The sequence below is a fragment of the Bacillus sp. VT 712 genome (assembly GCF_001614195.1).
In the GTDB taxonomy this organism is placed as follows: domain Bacteria; phylum Bacillota; class Bacilli; order Bacillales; family Bacillaceae_H; genus Priestia; species Priestia flexa.
The window spans coordinates 59,705-78,034 of the sequence record NZ_LWBK01000019.1; the positions used below are offsets into that span (position 1 = coordinate 59,705).

Here is an 18,330-nt window from a genome sequence, read left to right on the forward strand (position 1 = left end):
TGTATGGACTTTCAACAATTAATTGTAGCGCATTTGCTAGCTATCTCAATGGCGCTTGTATTAGATGCCATTATCGGAGATCCTGTAAATTGGCCACATCCCGTCAGGTGGTTTGGACGCTGGATTTCTTTCATTGATAAGCGTTTAAACCAAGGTAAGTTTCAACGAATGAACGGTCTGTTCCTTGTATTAAGCATGGTAGTATGGTGTTTTGTACTACCTCTAGCTCTTCTAATCGCTCTATATGAAATTTCCTACTGGATTGGAATTATAGTCGAAGGCATAATGATTGCTACCACAATTTCAACAAAATCTTTGGGGGAAGCTGCCTATAAAGTAGCGCTGCCTTTACAAAAAGGTGACTTACAGGAAGCGCGCTTTCAAGTGGGCATGATTGTGGGAAGAGATACCGATCAGCTTGACGAAAGCGAAATTGCCAGAGCGACAGTTGAAACAGTGGCGGAAAACACAAGTGATGGCATTACAGCTCCTTTATTTTTTGCTTTTGTATTAGGCGGAGCAGGCGCTTTTTTTTATCGAAGTATTAATACGTGTGATTCAATGGTGGGCTATAAAAATCCTATGTATGAAAAGTTTGGATACTTTAGTGCGAAATTAGATGACTGGTTGAATTTTATCCCTAGTCGGCTGACAGCGTTTATTATGGTTATTAGTAACGTAATGCACAGTGAATTTACAGCAAAGCATGTGTTTAGCATAATTAAAAGGGATGCACCTAAACACCCGAGCCCAAACAGCGGCTATGGTGAAAGTGCTGTTGCCGCTTTGCTTGGCATTCAGCTAGGAGGTCGCAACACATACAAAGGAATTGTTTCAAATCGTGCGAAAATGGGAGATCCTCTTTATTCTTTAAATGTTAGTCATATTTTTAAAACAGTCCAAGTGATGAAGCGGACCGTTTGGTGTACTTGGTTTTTTTATCTGATAGGAGGGATACTGATTGGCATTACCTACACATGGAGCTAACCCCGCAATTTTTCTAGAGGCGGTAGGCCAAAATGCAGAACGTTCATTCATTGATTTTAGCGTGAATACAAACCCTTTAGGAGCACCGAATATCATTAATGAAAATTGGGATGAACTTAGAGAAATCGCTTTTTCTTATCCTGATCCTGATGTGAAAAAGCTAACGGGCCTCATTGCTACTTACCATAAGCTTACTTCTAATGAAGTCTTAGTAACAAACGGTGCAGCAGAAGCCTTCTTTTTGCTTGCTTCCATATTTTCAAACGAAAAGGTAGGGATTTTACAGCCTACTTTTATTGAATATGAACAGGCGAGTTTAGCTCATGGCTGTGAAATCATTCATATTTCTCTGGAAGAAACAGATAATTGGAATTGGAATATGTCGGAAATAAAACAAAAGCTTCCAATCTTAAAAGTCATATGGATTTGTCATCCCAACAACCCTACCGGACGAATGTATGACATAAATGAGTGGGAAGAGCTAATTGACTTAGCTCATCGTGAGAAGACTTATCTAGTTGTTGATGAAGCGTTTATTGATTTTGTAAAGGGAGCTTTCTCGTTTGATCGATGGATTCAAAAGTATCCATATCTAATCATTGTTCGCTCTATGACAAAAATGTTCAATATTGCAGGGGTAAGGTTAGGGTATGTTTTAGCTCATCAAGGCATCATTACTAAGTTGATGCAAAAGCAGCCACCTTGGAGTGTGAATGGTATGGCGCAGCAAATTGGCCGGTGGTGCTTATCTGAAGCGGAGTTCGTGAATAAGACGGTCGAGTATATTGATACAGAAAGAAAGCGAGTGACAAACGAGTTACAAAAGCTAGGGTTTACCATATCTCAGTCGGCAACTAACTACTATTTATGCAGTATTCCAGAGAGTTACACTTCAGCTGGATGGCTGTCATTTTTAGCACAAGAAGGAATTGTAGCAAGACACACGGAGAATTTCCTAGGTTTAAACGGTCGTTATGTTCGATTAGCAGTCAAAACACAAGCAGAGAATGATCAGCTTATTAGCGTATTGAAAAAAGGGGTCGGGTTGTCATGTTAGTATTTGTAACCGGAGGTGTTCGCAGCGGAAAGTCAGCAGCGGCAGAGGCATTTGTTCAAAAGCTAATGACCAATCGTGCCGTCTATCTAGCGACTAGCCGCGTCACTGATCATGAAATGCAAGAGCGAATTTCGCTGCACCAACAGCAACGAAATGATTCTAACTTGTCATGGTCTACTCTTGAAGTTCCAAAAGATCTATCTGGTATCTATTCATCGATTCAAGAAACGGATGTCATTTTGCTAGATTGTGCTACAAATTGGCTGGCAAACGAGCTTTTTACCAAGGAAGAAAAGTGGCAATCTCATTTGAAAGCAAACGAACTATTCAACAAAATGGTAGGAGTAATTCATCAATTGAATGAGCGATGTCAGCATCTTATCATTGTATCAAACGAGTTGTTTGAAGAGAGCGTCCTAAAGGGACCTACGTTTACATATATGAAGTTATTGGGGCGAATTCATCAGGAGATTGTGAATCAAGCAGACTTGGCGATTTGTGTAGAAGCGGGTATTTCCTGCTACTATAAGGGAGATGAAACAGCATGGCAGTAAAAGAGTGGATGGTCATCGCGCGCTTAGCACTGCAGTTTTTTACAATCTTGCCAACAGCAAAAACAATTCAATGGACGGAAAAGCGCACGGCCAAAGCACTTTATTTTCTACCATGGATTGGCGCTTGTATAGGAGCAGTTAGCTATGGGCTATTTTTAGGTCTAGAATGGTTAGGGGTTAGCACTGTCACGACGGCTATTTTGCTTATGCTAGCTGGTGGGATACTCACAGGAGGCTTACACTTAGATGGATGGATAGATGTGAGCGATGCTTATTTTTCACATCAACCAAGAGAAAAAAAGCTTGTGATTTTAAGTGATCCTAACGTAGGTGCATTTGCAGTTCTGTCAATTCTAGCTCTATTAGCTCTGCGTTTTAGCGGAATAAATGAGCTGATTAACATTGAATCAATTAATTTAGTTACGTTCATGAGCGTATTTGTATTGCCTCGTATTGTAGCAGGGTGGATTTTGCTTTGGGATCAGCCCGCTAAAGAAACAGGGTTAGCTTCTTATTTTCAAAAAGGCTCAACTGAAAGACAAAAGTGGATCTATGCTGCAATGAGCATACTAATGATTGCAGGTCTTGTCTATTTAATGGAAAATAAAGCTGTAGTTTTAATTGGTGCTATCACTGTTTTTATATGGATTAAATTTTATCGCGCTCAGTTTGGAGGCATTACGGGAGATGTCATTGGAGCAACGATTGAAGGAGGGGAAACCCTTGTATGGTTGAGTATGTGGATATGCTATTTATTCGGCACGGTTTAACAGAACCTAATAAGCTGCGCCAGTACATCGGATGGAGCAATCCGTCGTTAAGTAGTGAAGGAATTGCAATGTTAAAAGCGTCGGATGTGGTGCCGGACTTAGTTGTTGGAAGTGATTTGAATCGTACAAGAGAAACGAGCGCAATATTATTTCCCAATCAGCCATATACTGTCTTTGAAGATTGGCGTGAACTTTCATTTGGCGATTGGGAAGAGCGTACATATGAGCAGTTAAAAAATGATTCCGCATATCGAAAGTGGATTGATGCGCCTTTTGAAGAGCAACCGCCCAACGGGGAAAGTTTTGAAGCCTTCTCTAGTCGAATTTGGAAAGCTTGGGATCGAACCGTTGATTTGATGCTGCAGCAAAAGGCTAGTTTAACAGCGGTTGTCACTCACGGTGGACCTCTTCGCTTCATTACTTCTTATTTTCTAGAACAGTCTTCATTTTGGGATCATTCTTTTTCGTATGGAGAAGGAATACGACTGCGTTTCAAAAAGGATGATATAAAGGAGAGAAAGCCATGCATTTCGTATTCGGTGGTGCGTTCAATGGGAAGCGAAAATGGGTAAAGAAACAGTATGAGAACCAAATTACAGAGTGGCATAGTGCTTATGAAGACTTTATAAAAATGCCTACACTCGTAAAAGGAGATCAATACATAGTTATAGAAGGAATGGAGCTATACATTAAAGAATTAATTGATAGCGGTAAAACTGTTGAAGAAGTGTGTTGCTATTTCAAAGAACAATTACAAGCATGGCGAGCTGAGAACCTGCTAGAAAATGTAATTGTTATTGGAACAGAAATTGGAAAAGGGATTGTTCCAATGAGCCAAAATGATCGCAGTTGGCGTGATGCATGTGGCTATGTTTATCAAATGCTTGTAGCAGAAGCGGAAACAGTTGACCGCATCTGGTATGGAATTTCGAATCGGATAAAGGAGGAATAAGGGAATGAATATCTATACAAAAACAGGAGACAAAGGGCAAACAAGTTTAATAGGAGGTCGTGTAAATAAAGACGACATTCGAGTGGAAGCTTACGGGACAATTGATGAGTTAAATAGCTATGTAGGTCAAGCAATTACTCAGTTAAATGATAGGGTATTTAATGAATTAAAAGAAGAGCTTGTGACAATTCAGCACGAGCTATTTGATTGTGGAAGTGATTTAGCTTTTGCGAGAGATGATCACCCTTATAAAGTTGAAGCAAGTATGATTGAAGTATTAGAACGAAGAATTGATGAATATATGAAAGAAGCACCTGAGCTTGAGCGGTTTATTTTGCCAGGAGGTACGCAAGCAGCAGCAACACTTCATGTGTGCCGCACCGTGACAAGAAGAGCCGAAAGATTGGTTGTTGGGGTTCAGCGAGAGTTTAAAATTAACGATGCGGTCCTTCAATATTTAAATCGTTTATCCGATTACTTCTTTGCAGCTGCGCGCATCGCCAACTCACGAGAAAATGTACAAGATGTTGAGTATATTCGCAGTGCGAAAGTATTTAAAAAAGGAAAGAAAAAATAAATAAAAAAGTGTGGATATTTTTTATCCACACTTTTTTATTTGTAAAATATTCGAAACCTGAAATAAATGTCTGTAAAAAATCAGCGGTTGCCTCTATAATAAAAGCAGTGTAAAGAAAGAGAAAAGAGGTTAGGAGAATGAATAAAGGTACATTGAAACAACCTTATCAAGCCGGCCTAGTATATACGGCTAGTGCGTATGTGATGTGGGGAGTGTTTCCTTTATATTGGAAGCTGGTAGATAACGTTCCTGCAGACGAAATTTTAGCCCATCGCGTGATTTGGTCGTTTTTATTTATGCTACTATTGCTGTGCATAACACGGCAGCTTGGTAGTCTTAAAGAAACCATTGGGTATTTATTTCGTCATCCAAAAAAAACGCTTATTTTATTTTCGGCGTCCTTATTAATTAGTCTTAATTGGTTTATTTATATTTGGGCTGTCAATAATGAAAGGATTATTGAAACCAGCCTTGGTTATTATATCAATCCTCTTGTGAGCGTGCTGTTAGGTATTGTTGTTTTAAAAGAAAAGCTGAATTTCTGGCAGGTTATCTCAGTAGGTTTAGCCGCTATTGGCGTGCTGTTTTTAACACTTCACTATGGAGAGTTTCCTTGGGTATCGTTAGGGCTTGCTTTTAGCTTCGGTATATACGGGCTTGTGAAAAAGACCATTCAGCTAGAAGCTAAAGTTGGTTTGACTCTCGAAACATTTATGGTCACACCAATTGCACTTGTGTACTTTATTGTGCTATATGCCAAAGGGGATTCTAGCTTTGTAGTTGGCAATCCGACAACAAGCTTACTGCTGATTGGAGGAGGCGTTGCGACGGCCATGCCGCTTTTATATTTTGCAAAAGGTGCACCTTTAATCCCTCTATCTATGGTTGGATTTTTACAGTATATTGCACCGACGATGACCTTACTTTTAGGTGTTTTTGTTTATCATGAAGCATTCTCTAGTGTTCATATGATTGCCTTTTTATTTATTTGGGGCGGATCGGTTATCTTTGCATTATCAAAAACAAAGTTCATGGTCGCTCATCAACCCAAGATTCGCAAGAGCCGTTCGGTAGGTTTGTAATATAAAGTTCAACATCTGTATGCTGGATGTTGAACTTTTTTTGTGAGAAAAATGAAAGGAGACGGTAGTATTAGGAATGAACACCACCGTATGTATATTATAGCTTGCGTTGAAAGTGAGCGTTTAACTGCCCACGTAGCATTTGATTTTTAACTTCTTTCATTTTTCGTTCTTCATCTTTTTTTGCTAGCTCAGTTCGAATTTCGCTTGTTTGTACCCCTTCTTCAATGCGATCTGCGATTTCCATTAACCGTTCTACGTCTGAAAAGGAATACTTTCGAATTCCTGTATTTGTACGCTCTGGAAACAATAAGCTGCGCTTTTCGTAATAGCGAATCTGTCTTTCAGATAGTCCCGTCAATTCCTTCACGATGCCAATTGACATAACCTTTTTGTCACGATAAGATGCTTCATTTGTGGACAATCTCCCTCACCCCTGAGTGTATGATAATTATGTTATATCCTTATTATAAAGGAAAAAAATACAAAAAAGTTATAACATGTTATATATTCTAACATAATTATGTGATATTTTTTAGATAAATGTGAGGAAAAATAACAAAGATGATGAAATTAGGAAATGATTCTTATAAAATAGAACAGAAAAAGTTACTAAGAAAGGAATAAAAAAGATGAGCGACAACGAAGTGATAAAGAAACAAGTTATAAAACTTGCTACAGAAATTATTGAGCTGGATTTAAAAAGAGATGAAAAGTTTGAAGAATTAACCGTTTTAGCAGGTAACCATGCTTATGAAATTCTCAGGAGAGTCCAAAATGGATAGTAAGGGGTAGTAATCCCCGTACGATAAAAAAACTCCCGCTTTGGCGGGAGTTTTGTGTTTAGACTTGATCTAAAGTTGTAAGCTCTTTTTTTAACTGTTCATGACGAAGATTTTCTCCGATGATGACAAGATTAGTTGGCATTTTCAACAGCTCTTTCATATATAAAGGCATTCCATACGAGTACTGAAATGAATACGTATCAGTAGAGTGAGTAAAGCGTAAATAACCTTTCATTCGATAAATTGTATCTGGCGTATGACGTAGCCAATCTTCAAATTTTTCAAGGTCAACTGAATTTTTAAATTCATAAACAAATGTTTTTAAGTGTAACTGTTTTTCAACATGAGCTTGCTGGTGCGCTTGTTTCTCTGAAAGCTTCGCACTTGTTAAAAGTTTCAACTGAATAGAAGAATAACTTGTGAATACGCAAGCTGCTTGTGGGTTAATTGATTGAACTTCATACAGTAGCGCTGCTTTAGCTGATTCAGATAATGTGTCAGCTTTGTTCAATAGTATGACATCTGCATGTCGAATTTGTTCTTGGAGTAGCTTTTGCAATTGAATACTTAAGCTGCCTCTGTCTTGCCATCTGTGAACGTCTACCGTTGTCACGATACACTTTACAACGACATCGTTAGCAAAGAGGGGAGACATGCAGGCGTCTAGTACTTCAATTGGATGTGCTACACCTGTCGTTTCAATGTAAATGGCATCTAACTTATTTTCTTGTAGAAGCGAATGGAGCTGCGTTTCAAACTGTCCTTGAATGGTGCAGCAAACGCATCCGTTTAGTAATTCTTTAAGCGGCGTGTCTTCTTCTACTTCATCGGAGTCGATAGAGACTTTGCCAAGTTCATTCATAATAACGGCGATTTGACGGCCGTTTTCTTTTTCTTGCTTTAATGCATTTTTTAACAATGATGTTTTTCCGCTTCCTAAAAAGCCGGATAAGATATAAATTTCAGTTTTGTTTATCATTTTTCTAACTCCTGTATAAAATCGAAATGATTATGATTTATGATTATATACCATACACTATGTTTGCATTTTTGTATATATCTATCTAGGTAATACATTAAAAGCATGCTTACTCTACTATATAAATGGTATCACAAACGAAAATAAATTGGAAAAAGCGAAAAGATAAAATGAATATTCTCAATTTTAAAACGCTATTATGCTAAAATAGAATAATAGATAGCAAGTGTATAGAGGGAAAGGGAGATGCTTTCATGCGAATTTTAGTATTAGGAGCTGGTGGAGTAGGGGGCTATTTCGGTGGGCGCCTTGCTGAAAAAGGAGAAGATGTTACATTTTTAGTTCGAAGTCAAAGAAAAAAACAGCTTGAAAAAAGTGGATTAGTCATTAAAAGCATACATGGTGATTATTCATTTTCTCCAAAGTTAATCACAGCAACCAGTGAGGGAGTACATCCCTTTGACTGCGTTTTATTTTCGACAAAAGCATATCATCTGGATCAAGCAATAGCTGATGTAAAACCGTTTGTAGGAAGTGATACTACTGTCATTCCACTGTTAAATGGAATTGATCATCTGTCTACGTTGCAAAGAGCTTTCGGAGAGGATAATGTAATAGGTGGTCTTTGTTTTATCGAAACGACATTGAACGCAGATGGGGAGATTATTCAAACAAGCCCTGCACATCGAGTCGTTTATGGAGAATTTAATGGTGAAAAAACAAATCGAATCGAGCGCTTAGAAACTGCATTTAGCTATACAAAAACTTCATTTGTGCTAAGCGATTGTATTGAACAAGAGATGTGGCATAAGTATCTATTTATTACAACCCTTTCTGGAGTTACTACCTTGATGCGTTCACCAATTGGGCCTATTCGTGATGTAGAAGGAGGTAGAACGTTTATTCAATCTCTTCTTCAAGAAGTGTATGAAATCATGGTAAGAGAAGGTGCTCCGGTTAGCGATGGAATTGTACAGCAGCATATGAAAACAATGGAATCGATGACTTATACTATGAAATCATCCATGCAACGAGACATTGAGAAGGGGTATATGACTGAAGCGGAACATCTTCAAGGGTACCTCCTACGGTTAGCACAAAAATATGATGTGAAATCAGACATTTTACATATTGTCTATCAACATTTAAAGGTATATGAGAAAGTTCAAAAAGGGACTGATAACCAGTGAGCTTGACAATTGATTTTGCAAAATTAGATGTGATAAAGTCTCTTGTTCCAGTTCAGCAGGTACAAAGCCTTTCCTCAAAAAAGGGTCTATATTTTCTCTTTGATACGGAAAAGGAACTTGTCTATATTGGTAGTACAATGAATTCATTAAAACAAAGGGTGTTTGCACATCTTAAAAGCGGTGATTTTCAAGAAAACCAGCCTATTGCGTTTATTGGCTGGTTGGAGATAGAAGGTTCAAAAGAAACGATCGAAGCGCTTAAAACGATGCTCATTAATGCGTATTTCCCTATCTATAATCAATATGGCATTAAGTATAAGCATAAGCGGCCTCTAAGAGCTGAGCATACTAATTGTCAGGTAGAGGTTAAAAAAGCTGCAGAGCCTGCTACATCCAAAGTGAAAAAAGTTGTTGGAAATAAGCGCTTTACTTCGGCTAGTGTAAAAGAAATAGCAAATGGAGATGAAGCGAAGAGGTTATGGTCTCGGAGTGAGGCTCGGGCAATACTTCATTTATCAGACGCTGAGATTATCACTTTAAGTGAGAGACTGTTGACGGAACAATATTTCTTTCAACGTGACATGAAAAAGAATCTTATATTTACGCTAAAAGATTTGGTTGTCATGCAGGTTTTATTAAATATTACTCAGCACCACGTCGTGAAGAAGAGAGAAATGAAAGAGGCTATTCGTTTAGTCCAAAAATTTGGATTGATTGAAGCGCTTAGAATTTCTGAGCGCTTAATTACGAAAGTAAATATGTAGACGACAAAACCAAGCTGTATTCTATTACAGCTTGGTTTTAATACTTAAGCAATTTCGTCAATAACCCGTGGGAGGGCAATAATGGAAAGTATACATAAAGAGCTAACTACGTGATGCATTTCAAAGATAGCAATAATGAAAAACATAATGGACATGTATAGCTGCAATCCCTTTAATCCCCACGATCTTTGCGCAAGAAAGAAGTCACTTAACACGAATAAGAAAAAAATAAGCGAACTGCATACTATGATGACCGTACTTGACATCGTATGGTTATAAGCACTAATAAGCAATAGTGTAATAAGTAATAAAACGGCCGTTGTTTTTAACAATTTTATCATCATTTTCACCTTCAATACAAAGTGATCTGTGTTTTTATTTTATAGCATAGTCAATAAATCGGAAAGTCAAACACCATAAGTATAACAACAATTTAACACCTTTATAATGTATTTACAAAAAGTTGTCTTCTAAAACTAGCTCTTAGGCTGTTAAATTGACGATTAACAAGCATAATGCTATAGTATGTTTTCAAAAAATCCAGCTAATCCAGCAATGTGGAACGTTGTTAAATAAGTAAAAAGGACGTGTTTGTTTGAGCGAAAAATTATTATTAATTGATGGCTTTAATTTGCTGAGCCGATGCTACTTTGCTACATCATATGGGCGAGAAGAAGCTGATTTACCTCGCAATAGCAAAGGTTTATTTACAAATGCGCTGCGTGTAGTTGTTCAAAAGATGAATAATTTAATTAAGCAATATGAGCCAACGCACATCGTTGTCGCATGGGATGTAAAGCGTAACGAGACAAAACGCAAACAAGCATATAGTTTTTATAAAGAAACGAGAAATGATTTACCAGTATCATTAATTCAACAGTATGAAACGCTGCGTACTTTCTTTCAAACTGTAGGAATTCCTCAGCTCTCAGTTGAACTATATGAAGCAGATGATGTTATTGGTGCCTTTTCGTTAAAATGGACAAAACAAAAACAGTCTCCAGCATATATTTACAGCAATGATCGCGATTTGTTTCAGCTGTTAAATGAGCATGTATCGCAAATTGTGGCGAAGCCAAAAATTGGTGATGTTTTGTATGCAGCTACGGACTTTAAATCTGAATATGGCATATCTCCCACTCAGTGGGTAGATGTAAAAGCTTTGTTAGGTGATAAGTCAGATAATATTCCAGGTGTTCCTGGTGTGGGTGAAAAAGCTGCATTACCTCTTATACAACAATATGGTTCAATTGAAGGAATTTATGCACAGGTTGACGATTTAGATGTAACTTTTAATCGATATAAGAAAAAACTAAAGAGCGGCCAAGAATTAGCTGAATTGAGCCTAGAGCTTGTAAAGATTGATACGGATATTGAAGCGGTTAATCTGACCGAGTGGCCTCAACTAAAATTTGAGCGAAATTTATCACTGTGGGAAGTAGAAATAAACCGGCTAGAACTAAACATTATGCTTCAAACGTAATTTTTAGTAAAATAAAAAAGAGGAAAGCTTGAAAGGAGTAAAAACGTTGCAACCAATTGATAAAGAAAGCGTACAAGCAAAATTAGAAACTTTTTTTCATAAAGATATATATGTTCATCTTGAAACAACAAATGGAGCGTATGCGTCTCATATAAATGCAAAGGCAATGAACGTAGGAGCATTTATCCGCAATGGGAAAGTGAACGTATCAGGCGGCAAAATTACAGGTGAAGGGCCATATCGAGTAGGACTTCAAATTGATTTAGGCTGGATCTATGCGGAAGGCTTAACAGATTGGGAAGTTGATGACCATAACAGATTACTATTAGCGGGCCATGATTCGGATGGTCGTCTAGCCGTTGCGTTTCAATTAAGTGAAAAACCGTTTGAGTAAGAAAGGAGAATTATTGTGCAAGAACGATTATTAATTGTATTTCCACACCCAGACGATGAAGCGTTTGGAGCAGCTGGAGTGATTACGCTAGCAAGGCAAAAAGAAACACCGGTTACATATGCTTGCATTACGTTAGGTGAAATGGGACGAAATATGGGAAGACCGTTGTTTGCTAACAGAGAAACGCTTCCTAAGATTCGTAAAAAAGAACTTCAGGATTTAGCTGAAGTCCTTGATATTCAAGACTTACGTATGATGGGTTTACGTGATAAAACATTGGAGTTTTTAGATATTGAAGATTTTGCCGATCGTCTTGAATCTATTATTCAAGAGGTAAAGCCAACTCATATCATTACTCACTATCCAGGCTTTGCGGTTCACCCTGACCATAACGCAACTGGAGCAGCTACGCTTCATGCGGTAAAGAGAATGCCAAAAGAAGAGCGCCCGATCGTTTGGTGTCATGCCTTCTCACATGATCGCATCGAGCATATTGGTAATCCCGACGTTGTTATCGATGTATCGAGTGTAAAAGCAAAGAAGATTGAGGCATTAAAGGCGCACCGTTCACAAACAGAAGCGATGTTTGACGGCGTGGAGGTTGATGCTTTGTTATCCAACCCGCAGCTTGAAAGAATGCTTCTACGAGAAGAATTCTGGACGTATAAATGGGACGACTAAGATGACAAATCAAAAGGTATTATTTATTGGAGCAGGGCGAATGGCAGAAGCTATTGCGGCTGGGTTAATTCATACGAATGCTTCTATGAATGAACGTATCGTGATGACAAATCAACGCGATAAAAAACGTTTAGCAGAGCTTAAAGAAAAGTATGTTGTGGACGTGACGCAAGATTGGGAAGCAGAAGTTAAAAATGCTACAACTATTGTTTTAGCAATGCCTCCTGAGGTACATGACGAAGTTCTTGAAAAACTCTCTAAGCTTGTAACCAATCAGTTTGTCATTACAGTAGCAGCGGGAATTGGGCCTAGTTATTTAGAAGAGAGGTTGCCAGCTCATACAGCGGTTGCTTGGATCATGCCAAATACAGCCGCTACAATAGGTGAGTCAATATCGCTGTATGCCGTTGGAAGCTCACTGAGTGAAAGTCATAAACAAGCGTTAACAGTTATTTTAAATAGCATAGGATCCTCTCAGCTTTGCACAGAAGATGAAGTGAGATATCTTACCGCTATTACAGGGAGTGCTCCTGCGTTTGTCGCTTATTTCTCAGAAGCATTAATTGATTCAGCTATGAGCTACGGAGTGTCTAAAGAACTTGCCCAAAAGCTTGTTGTGCAGATGATGTCAGGTTCGGCTAATTTGATTAAACATGCAGCAAACCCATCAGCTGTAAGGAAGCAGGTAACAACGCCTGGAGGTGCGACAGCAGAGGGTTTAAAAGTGATGGAGCAGCATCGTTTTAAAGAAATGATTCATCGAGCTGTAGACGCTACCAATTCAAAGGCTAATGGAAGCATTAAAGGTGTAAAGAGAGAACGTCTAATATGACGTTCTTTTTTTTGCGAAGAATTAATCAATAAATCGCTTTTTCATATCTGGTGTTGGAATCATGCACTCACTCTGTTTTCCAAACCATTTATAGCGGTTTTTAGCAATGATTTTATAAAAAAAGTTGCGAAGAGGTTTTGGAATGATAATGAAAATAGAAGCAAATTTCCAAGGTGCTTTTAGATGGTTAGCAATTTTTAAAGCAGCAGTGGATTCAGTGTAAAGCTTATTGCCGTCAATATAAACGACGCTATCAAGCTGATTGCTTGATAAGTTAAACTCCCCTAATAAATGAGCGGCAGCTTCTGATTGTAGGGATGCAAATGAAAATAAAGCATGCTGATCGTGCTTAATAATGAATTGAACGCTGTGGTTACAAAGGTTGCACACACCATCAAATAAAATAATTTTTCTCACGTCTAAAAAGCCTCCTGCTCAGGTATCATTTAACCTATTTATACTTGTGTTTTAGCAAAAAGAAAGGTACGTTTAAAAGATGTAAGTAAAATGATCCAAAAAGATACGTTATTACGATTATATAATAAGGACTCAGATGAGTTAAAGGAGAAAGGTATGAAAGAACGCGTATTAGCAAATGTATTTCATGAAGATGAACGAGTGAGTGAACTATCGCATCATAAAGAAGAAATTAAGCAGAAGAATAAGATAAGGTCTACTAGCAGGTGGATGCCGTTATTAGCAGCGGGCTTATTTTTCTCATTAGTCGGAAATGGGTATCTACTGTTAAAGTCAGACAGTGAGCAGGAGGTAAGTGAGTCTCCGGAACTTTCTGAGACTGCGACTTCTATTCAAACGGTTACTTTACAGCCGACAAACCTGAAAAAGGAAAGGTAACAGCTTCTATTGTAGACGACAATGGAAAAGCAAACGTGGTCATTCAAGCAAGTCGCCTTCAACAACTTCAAAAAGATGAAGTCTATCAAGTCTGGCTTATTAAAGATGACAAGCCGGTTTCTGCAGGTGCGTTTGTAGCGGATGAACAAGGAAACGGAACAGTGATTTATAAAATGACAGAAGAGCAGCGGAAACAAAAGTGGGATACGATGGCAATTACTTTGGAGCCTAGTGCTAATAATAAATTACCACAAGGTGATATTGTGCTTAGCTCCGCATTATAATTAATAAAAAAGAGGCTGGGACATAAGTAATTCAGCCAATGATAAACCTGAACGATTGAGAGTTTCTCACTTTTAATCGTTCAGGTTTTTTGTTGATTGTGAAAACAATGTTGGAAACAGGGTGGAATGGAGCGTAGGACACTCGACTCCTGCGGGAAAGAGAGGGAAAACTGAGATCCCGCAGCGCAGCGAGGAAGCTCAGGTTCCTCCCCGCGGAAAGCGAGTGGCCGTAGCGCAATGGAACGAACGTGTTCAGACAAACCAAAAAGATTGGAACAGCTAGTGTTCGTCTCTTAGAAGCAATCATTTTGTTATGTCCCAAACTCTTTTTTACATACTAGAACAGTAAGTTTGCTACGATAACAGCAATTGGAAGCGTAATAAGCGTACGAAGAATGAAGATGATTACAAGGTCCATAAATTTAATTGGAATCTTTGACCCTAGTAGTAAGCCACCAACTTCTGACATATAAATGAGCTGTGTGACAGACACACACGCGATAACAAAACGAGTAAGCTCACTTTCAATGCTTGATCCAATAACAGCTGGTAGGAACATATCAGCAAACCCAACAACCATAGTTTGAGCTGCCTCGGCTGCTTCTGGTACTTGCAATAAAGCTAATAATGGCTCAAAAGGTAAGCCAATCCACTTAAATAGCGGCGTATATTCTGCGATGATTAACGCAGTTGTACCAATTGTCATTACGACAGGTACAACGCCCATCCACATATCAAGGATGTTTTGAATTCCATCTTTAAAGAATGCCTTAACGCCTGTATTATTCTCTGCTCGATCCAACGCTTTTTTCATTCCCCATGAAAAGGACGTATGCTCTTTTGGAATTGTTTCGTCTGCCACGGTATGATCTTTAGCATTTTCATGATACGTATCCGGTTTTTTTGATAACGGGGGGATACGCGGCATAATAATGGCTGAAACCAACCCAATAAGCAATACCGTTAAGTAGTAAGGAATAATATATGCTTCTAGCTTTAAATATGAAAGAATAACAATTGTGAACGTAATGGATACGACTGAAAAAGTGGTACCAATTACCGCTGCTTCACGCTTTGTATAGTAACCTTCTTCATACTGTTTACTCGTTAATAATACACCAATTGTTCCATCACCTAACCATGATGCAAGACAGTCGATGGATGAACGCCCTGGCAACGTAAAAATTGGACGCATAAATTTTGTAAATAGAGCACCACATAGCTCCAATAAACCGAAATTTAAAAGAAGAGGTAGTAAAAGACCAGCAAATAAAAATACAGAGAACAATACGGGAATTAAATCATATAAAAGCGTCCCACCTGTGTTTTCCGACCAAACAGCCTCAGGTCCAATCTTAAAATAAGTTAAGATGACATATACAGCACCAACCAAGCGCGTAATAGTCCACACCCAACTAACAAGAAAAAGAGAAGATAGAAAAGGACTATTCTTTATAAAATCCGGCTTTGTTAATTTAAATAAGATTGTAAAAACAGCTGTTGCAACAACGATGATTGTCATTATTAATGGAAGCTGACTCTCAAGCATTGCTTGTACAGCATTTGCTAAAATAGCAATAGGGATGGTTAGTTCTCCCTTATAAGAAAACGGAACAATAAACAAGAAAATCCCTAGTAGAGAAGGGAGTAAGAATATCAATAAAGTTGATAAAGCAAACTTTTTTTCAGTAAGGGGTTGTTTCAATACTTTCACCTCATTATGCACATACATAGTTATTCAAAAGAAGTATGCTCAAATTCCGAAGAAATTAGAGCGGAACCTGGCTGTGTTTAAATGCATAAATCTATAAATTGATTGTATGTTTAAAACAGCAACGTTATAAAAATAACATACTTTATAAGAGAGTAAAAGTTATTAATTTAATTTAAATTTTCGGAATAAAAAGCATTTTTTGATCGCTAGCTGTATTGGGATGAAATAAAAATAAGCAGCTGTTTTACGGCTGCTTATTCTTCGTTAAACTCGATTGCAATTTGCTGGTTTACTTCTTGCTTTAAGAGTTTAATTTCTAATAACCCATTGCGATACTTAGCTTTAATTTCATTTTCTACAAATTGAAAAGGAAGTTTAATCGTACGCATAAATACACCTGTATGGCGTTCATTGATTTTCAAATGTGGTTTTGCAACTTCATAGGAGTAGGGGAGCTGACCTTGAATTGTAAGCGTGTTGAGCTCTACTTTAATTTCTACATCCTTAGCTGACTGAAGACCTGGAAGTTCAGCCACAATAATTCCTTCTTTCTCAGTTTCATATAAATCAACTGCTGGGAATTTTTTAGGGAGAAGTGTGGTAAAGTCGTTCCAAAAGTGAGTCCCTAACATTTCTTCGACTTTGTCATGTAGAGAACTCCAATCTAAATCATCAAAGTGTTTTGACATGATATTTGCCTCCTTAGTCAGTAATAAGTGATTATTTATAGAATGTTATGGGTTCATTTTATATATATGAAGGAATCATTTCTTTTTTGACATGATTTTTGAATGTTGTTCATTGGTGGTATGTCATCTTTAACGAGGCGAGATAGTTGAAGAAATCCCCTATGATGGTATATATTATAAAATAAGGAACATAAGTTCTTGTTTTAGCTGTAAAAAAAGTTTCAGACGGAGTTAAATATTTAGACTTATGTTATGAAAAGCAGGATTATGAGAGAGTAAGAAAGTATAATTATTATATAGCGATTGTCAAGTAAACTTGAAGCGGAGGTATACCTATGAGAGAAAAACGAACGTCTAGTGGGTTCCTATTAAAGCAGCGTGCTTTTTTAAAGTTATATATGATTACAATGACCGAGCAAGAACGCTTATATGGACTCAGGCTTTTAGATGTCCTGCGTGAAGAATTTCGACCGTTTGGTTTTAAACCTAATCATTCGGAAGTATATAAAGCATTACATGATTTAATTGAAGATGGTGTATTAAAACAAGTAAAAAAGAAGAAAGAAGGAATGAAGCTGCAGGAAGTAGTATATTACAAGTTTGCAGCGGGCGGAGAGGAAAAAGCAAAACTATATAAAAAGCAGCTAAAGGTAGAACTAGAAAGATGTGAGGCAATGATTCAAAAAGCCATTCGCGATAACTTTAGCGTTGTTTCAAGAGGTATTCAATCATGAATACCTCTTTTTAACTGAAAAAAAGACATTTGTAAAGAGGGAATTTCGTCCAATTCATGTTAGGAAAAGTTATATTATGGGTCAGCAGTAGTGAAAAAGATGGATTTATAGGTATAAAATGGTTTAAATACACACTTTTAACATATATGGATAGATTATTTTTTAAAGACTATGTACTATTCATAAATAAAGGTTGAATTGATATGATACAAGTTGTACATAAATTTTAAAAACAGAAATGCCTTATTTTGAGATTCAAAATCCATGTATGAGGACCAAATAAGAGCATTTTAGAACTGAGGATGTACAAGAGTTTATTGCATAAGGTGAACATTTTACATCGTACGAAAGGAATGGAGATTATGAAGTCTACAGGTATTGTAAGAAAAGTAGATGAATTGGGTCGAGTTGTAATTCCAATCGAATTGCGACGAATTCTAAATATTAATACAGGTGATCCAGTCGAAATATACGTTGATGAAGACATTATTATTCTACAGAAATATAGCCCATATGGTGCTTGTGCCGTAACTGGTGAAATTAAGAGTGATAACCTTACGTTCGCTAATGGAAATGTCGTGCTAAGTAAAAAAGGAGCGGAACGACTTCTGAACGAACTTCAACGTACTTTAAACAAATAAAAAAAGAACGTCATTGGACGTTCTTTTTTACAGGCTGTTGAGAAACTTTGTTCTCAACAGCTTTTTTATGTCTGCTTTTTTTTATCAGTGGTAACACTGATAAAAAAAGACTGGAGTTGATGAAACATGATGGGTGCACTTAAAAATCATCGAGATGAACAAGTGATGGTTTCTGTAGAAGATTTAGTTCCTGCCAATCACTTTTTGCGTACAATTGAAGCGACAATTGATTTTAGCTTTATTGAAGAAAAGCTTCTTCCTTATTATTGTGAAGACAATGGACGTCCTTCCATTCATCCCATTACGCTATTCAAAATGATGTTTAT

General features: G+C 37.5%; 26 protein-coding genes. 20 read left to right on the plus strand and 6 right to left on the minus strand.

What is annotated here, in order from left to right; translation table 11 throughout:
- Window positions 1–3 precede the first annotated feature (3 nt).
- The 8 genes from cbiB (at window position 4) to rarD (ending at window position 5,979) form a co-directional block, all read left to right on the plus strand.
- Window positions 4–987 carry an adenosylcobinamide-phosphate synthase CbiB gene (cbiB, locus tag A2U94_RS11180; protein WP_025907700.1) on the plus strand — a complete coding sequence of 328 codons (984 nt, stop codon included), beginning with the start codon at window positions 4–6 and terminating at the stop codon, window positions 985–987.
- Window positions 962–2,044: a threonine-phosphate decarboxylase CobD gene (cobD, locus tag A2U94_RS11185; RefSeq protein WP_025907701.1), complete on the plus strand. Its 1,083-nt coding sequence runs from the start codon at window positions 962–964 to the stop codon at window positions 2,042–2,044. Before cbiB ends, cobD begins: the two co-directional genes overlap by 26 nt.
- Complete coding sequence (locus tag A2U94_RS11190; RefSeq protein ID WP_025907702.1) at window positions 2,038–2,598, plus strand: bifunctional adenosylcobinamide kinase/adenosylcobinamide-phosphate guanylyltransferase; 561 nt, start codon at window positions 2,038–2,040, stop codon at window positions 2,596–2,598. Before cobD ends, A2U94_RS11190 begins: the two co-directional genes overlap by 7 nt.
- Window positions 2,589–3,368 (plus strand): adenosylcobinamide-GDP ribazoletransferase, encoded by a 780-nt coding sequence (locus A2U94_RS11195; protein WP_025907703.1) that lies wholly within the window; start codon window positions 2,589–2,591, stop codon window positions 3,366–3,368. The genes A2U94_RS11190 and A2U94_RS11195 overlap by 10 nt, the downstream gene beginning before the upstream one ends.
- Window positions 3,326–3,940: a histidine phosphatase family protein gene (locus A2U94_RS11200; protein ID WP_035319883.1), complete on the plus strand. Its 615-nt coding sequence runs from the start codon at window positions 3,326–3,328 to the stop codon at window positions 3,938–3,940. Before A2U94_RS11195 ends, A2U94_RS11200 begins: the two co-directional genes overlap by 43 nt.
- Window positions 3,892–4,320, plus strand: coding sequence for a bifunctional adenosylcobinamide kinase/adenosylcobinamide-phosphate guanylyltransferase (locus tag A2U94_RS11205; protein ID WP_025907704.1), 429 nt, complete (start codon window positions 3,892–3,894; stop codon window positions 4,318–4,320). The genes A2U94_RS11200 and A2U94_RS11205 overlap by 49 nt, the downstream gene beginning before the upstream one ends.
- Window positions 4,321–4,324: 4 nt before the next feature.
- Window positions 4,325–4,897: a cob(I)yrinic acid a,c-diamide adenosyltransferase gene (locus tag A2U94_RS11210; RefSeq protein WP_025907705.1), complete on the plus strand. Its 573-nt coding sequence runs from the start codon at window positions 4,325–4,327 to the stop codon at window positions 4,895–4,897.
- A 137-nt stretch (window positions 4,898–5,034) separates the two neighbouring features.
- Window positions 5,035–5,979, plus strand: coding sequence for an EamA family transporter RarD (gene rarD, locus A2U94_RS11215; protein WP_025907706.1), 945 nt, complete (start codon window positions 5,035–5,037; stop codon window positions 5,977–5,979).
- Between the two features lie 97 nt (window positions 5,980–6,076).
- Here rarD and A2U94_RS11220 read toward each other — a convergent pair whose 3' ends face one another.
- Window positions 6,077–6,403, minus strand: coding sequence for a MerR family transcriptional regulator (locus tag A2U94_RS11220; RefSeq protein ID WP_025907707.1), 327 nt, complete (start codon window positions 6,401–6,403; stop codon window positions 6,077–6,079).
- Window positions 6,404–6,611: 208 nt separating this feature from the next.
- On the opposite strand from A2U94_RS11220, the gene ykzB reads away from it, so the two are divergent.
- Complete coding sequence (gene ykzB, locus A2U94_RS21545; RefSeq protein ID WP_167556146.1) at window positions 6,612–6,764, plus strand: protein YkzB; 153 nt, start codon at window positions 6,612–6,614, stop codon at window positions 6,762–6,764.
- Window positions 6,765–6,822: 58 nt separating this feature from the next.
- Here the strand turns inward: ykzB and A2U94_RS11225 are convergent, their stop codons facing one another.
- Window positions 6,823–7,743 carry a CobW family GTP-binding protein gene (locus A2U94_RS11225; protein ID WP_035319869.1) on the minus strand — a complete coding sequence of 307 codons (921 nt, stop codon included), beginning with the start codon at window positions 7,741–7,743 and terminating at the stop codon, window positions 6,823–6,825.
- Between the two features lie 254 nt (window positions 7,744–7,997).
- Here A2U94_RS11225 and panE point away from each other — a divergent pair, with 254 nt between their 5' ends.
- Both panE and A2U94_RS11235 read left to right on the plus strand, forming a co-directional pair.
- A complete protein-coding gene (gene panE / locus A2U94_RS11230; RefSeq protein ID WP_025907709.1) occupies window positions 7,998–8,933 on the plus strand; it encodes a 2-dehydropantoate 2-reductase in 936 nt (311 codons plus the stop codon).
- A complete protein-coding gene (locus A2U94_RS11235) occupies window positions 8,930–9,697 on the plus strand; it encodes a GIY-YIG nuclease family protein (protein WP_025907710.1) in 768 nt (255 codons plus the stop codon). Before panE ends, A2U94_RS11235 begins: the two co-directional genes overlap by 4 nt.
- Window positions 9,698–9,741: 44 nt before the next feature.
- On the opposite strand, the gene A2U94_RS11240 is transcribed toward A2U94_RS11235, so the two are convergent.
- On the minus strand, window positions 9,742–10,038 hold the full coding sequence (locus A2U94_RS11240; RefSeq protein WP_225001639.1) for a hypothetical protein: 297 nt from the start codon (window positions 10,036–10,038) through the stop codon (window positions 9,742–9,744).
- A gap of 254 nt (window positions 10,039–10,292) precedes the next feature.
- On the opposite strand from A2U94_RS11240, the gene A2U94_RS11245 reads away from it, so the two are divergent.
- Genes A2U94_RS11245 through proC form a run of 4 tightly spaced genes read left to right on the plus strand, consistent with a single transcriptional unit; the run spans window position 10,293 to window position 13,087 of the window.
- Window positions 10,293–11,180 carry a 5'-3' exonuclease gene (locus A2U94_RS11245; RefSeq protein WP_025907712.1) on the plus strand — a complete coding sequence of 296 codons (888 nt, stop codon included), beginning with the start codon at window positions 10,293–10,295 and terminating at the stop codon, window positions 11,178–11,180.
- A gap of 46 nt (window positions 11,181–11,226) precedes the next feature.
- Window positions 11,227–11,574, plus strand: coding sequence for a YojF family protein (locus tag A2U94_RS11250; protein ID WP_025907713.1), 348 nt, complete (start codon window positions 11,227–11,229; stop codon window positions 11,572–11,574).
- Window positions 11,575–11,589: 15 nt separating this feature from the next.
- Window positions 11,590–12,255: a bacillithiol biosynthesis deacetylase BshB2 gene (gene bshB2, locus A2U94_RS11255; RefSeq protein ID WP_025907714.1), complete on the plus strand. Its 666-nt coding sequence runs from the start codon at window positions 11,590–11,592 to the stop codon at window positions 12,253–12,255.
- A 1-nt stretch (window position 12,256) separates the two neighbouring features.
- Window positions 12,257–13,087, plus strand: coding sequence for a pyrroline-5-carboxylate reductase (gene proC / locus A2U94_RS11260; RefSeq protein ID WP_025907715.1), 831 nt, complete (start codon window positions 12,257–12,259; stop codon window positions 13,085–13,087).
- Between the two features lie 21 nt (window positions 13,088–13,108).
- Here proC and A2U94_RS11265 read toward each other — a convergent pair whose 3' ends face one another.
- Complete coding sequence (locus A2U94_RS11265) at window positions 13,109–13,504, minus strand: thiol-disulfide oxidoreductase DCC family protein (RefSeq protein WP_025907716.1); 396 nt, start codon at window positions 13,502–13,504, stop codon at window positions 13,109–13,111.
- Window positions 13,505–13,660: 156 nt separating this feature from the next.
- Here A2U94_RS11265 and A2U94_RS11270 point away from each other — a divergent pair, with 156 nt between their 5' ends.
- Window positions 13,661–13,942, plus strand: coding sequence for a hypothetical protein (locus A2U94_RS11270; RefSeq protein ID WP_139109218.1), 282 nt, complete (start codon window positions 13,661–13,663; stop codon window positions 13,940–13,942).
- Between the two features lie 35 nt (window positions 13,943–13,977).
- Window positions 13,978–14,226 carry an anti-sigma factor gene (locus A2U94_RS11275; RefSeq protein ID WP_051567048.1) on the plus strand — a complete coding sequence of 83 codons (249 nt, stop codon included), beginning with the start codon at window positions 13,978–13,980 and terminating at the stop codon, window positions 14,224–14,226.
- Between the two features lie 337 nt (window positions 14,227–14,563).
- Here the strand turns inward: A2U94_RS11275 and A2U94_RS11280 are convergent, their stop codons facing one another.
- Both A2U94_RS11280 and A2U94_RS11285 read right to left on the minus strand, forming a co-directional pair.
- Window positions 14,564–15,940 carry a YjiH family protein gene (locus A2U94_RS11280; RefSeq protein ID WP_374700000.1) on the minus strand — a complete coding sequence of 459 codons (1,377 nt, stop codon included), beginning with the start codon at window positions 15,938–15,940 and terminating at the stop codon, window positions 14,564–14,566.
- Between the two features lie 254 nt (window positions 15,941–16,194).
- The gene (locus A2U94_RS11285; protein WP_025912110.1) at window positions 16,195–16,629 is read right to left on the minus strand and encodes an Hsp20/alpha crystallin family protein; all 435 of its coding nucleotides are present in this window, start codon (window positions 16,627–16,629) and stop codon (window positions 16,195–16,197) included.
- A 335-nt stretch (window positions 16,630–16,964) separates the two neighbouring features.
- Here A2U94_RS11285 and A2U94_RS11290 point away from each other — a divergent pair, with 335 nt between their 5' ends.
- The 3 genes from A2U94_RS11290 to A2U94_RS11300 all read left to right on the plus strand — a co-directional run.
- Complete coding sequence (locus A2U94_RS11290) at window positions 16,965–17,363, plus strand: replication termination protein (protein WP_025912109.1); 399 nt, start codon at window positions 16,965–16,967, stop codon at window positions 17,361–17,363.
- A gap of 362 nt (window positions 17,364–17,725) precedes the next feature.
- On the plus strand, window positions 17,726–18,004 hold the full coding sequence (locus A2U94_RS11295; RefSeq protein WP_025912108.1) for an AbrB/MazE/SpoVT family DNA-binding domain-containing protein: 279 nt from the start codon (window positions 17,726–17,728) through the stop codon (window positions 18,002–18,004).
- Between the two features lie 126 nt (window positions 18,005–18,130).
- Window positions 18,131–18,330, plus strand: a 200-nt coding sequence (locus A2U94_RS11300; protein ID WP_082823067.1) for a transposase, incomplete at its 3' end; no start/stop codon positions are given.

What these genes read in the sequence shown, in the direction of transcription:
- cbiB (WP_025907700.1), top strand. Translation starts at nt 4, where the DNA reads ATGGACTTTCAACAATTAATTGTAGCGCATTTGCTAGCTATCTCAATG.
- A2U94_RS11190 (WP_025907702.1), top strand. Translation starts at nt 2,038, where the DNA reads ATGTTAGTATTTGTAACCGGAGGTGTTCGCAGCGGAAAGTCAGCAGCG.
- A2U94_RS11195 (WP_025907703.1), top strand. Translation starts at nt 2,589, where the DNA reads ATGGCAGTAAAAGAGTGGATGGTCATCGCGCGCTTAGCACTGCAGTTT.
- A2U94_RS11200 (WP_035319883.1), top strand. Translation starts at nt 3,326, where the DNA reads ATGGTTGAGTATGTGGATATGCTATTTATTCGGCACGGTTTAACAGAA.
- A2U94_RS11205 (WP_025907704.1), top strand. Translation starts at nt 3,892, where the DNA reads ATGCATTTCGTATTCGGTGGTGCGTTCAATGGGAAGCGAAAATGGGTA.
- A2U94_RS11210 (WP_025907705.1), top strand. Translation starts at nt 4,325, where the DNA reads ATGAATATCTATACAAAAACAGGAGACAAAGGGCAAACAAGTTTAATA.
- rarD (WP_025907706.1), top strand. Translation starts at nt 5,035, where the DNA reads ATGAATAAAGGTACATTGAAACAACCTTATCAAGCCGGCCTAGTATAT.
- ykzB (WP_167556146.1), top strand. Translation starts at nt 6,612, where the DNA reads ATGAGCGACAACGAAGTGATAAAGAAACAAGTTATAAAACTTGCTACA.
- A2U94_RS11225 (WP_035319869.1), bottom strand. Translation starts at nt 7,743, where the DNA reads ATGATAAACAAAACTGAAATTTATATCTTATCCGGCTTTTTAGGAAGC.
- panE (WP_025907709.1), top strand. Translation starts at nt 7,998, where the DNA reads ATGCGAATTTTAGTATTAGGAGCTGGTGGAGTAGGGGGCTATTTCGGT.
- A2U94_RS11240 (WP_225001639.1), bottom strand. Translation starts at nt 10,038, where the DNA reads ATGATAAAATTGTTAAAAACAACGGCCGTTTTATTACTTATTACACTA.
- proC (WP_025907715.1), top strand. Translation starts at nt 12,257, where the DNA reads ATGACAAATCAAAAGGTATTATTTATTGGAGCAGGGCGAATGGCAGAA.
- A2U94_RS11270 (WP_139109218.1), top strand. Translation starts at nt 13,661, where the DNA reads ATGAAAGAACGCGTATTAGCAAATGTATTTCATGAAGATGAACGAGTG.
- A2U94_RS11285 (WP_025912110.1), bottom strand. Translation starts at nt 16,629, where the DNA reads ATGTCAAAACACTTTGATGATTTAGATTGGAGTTCTCTACATGACAAA.
- A2U94_RS11290 (WP_025912109.1), top strand. Translation starts at nt 16,965, where the DNA reads ATGAGAGAAAAACGAACGTCTAGTGGGTTCCTATTAAAGCAGCGTGCT.
- A2U94_RS11295 (WP_025912108.1), top strand. Translation starts at nt 17,726, where the DNA reads ATGAAGTCTACAGGTATTGTAAGAAAAGTAGATGAATTGGGTCGAGTT.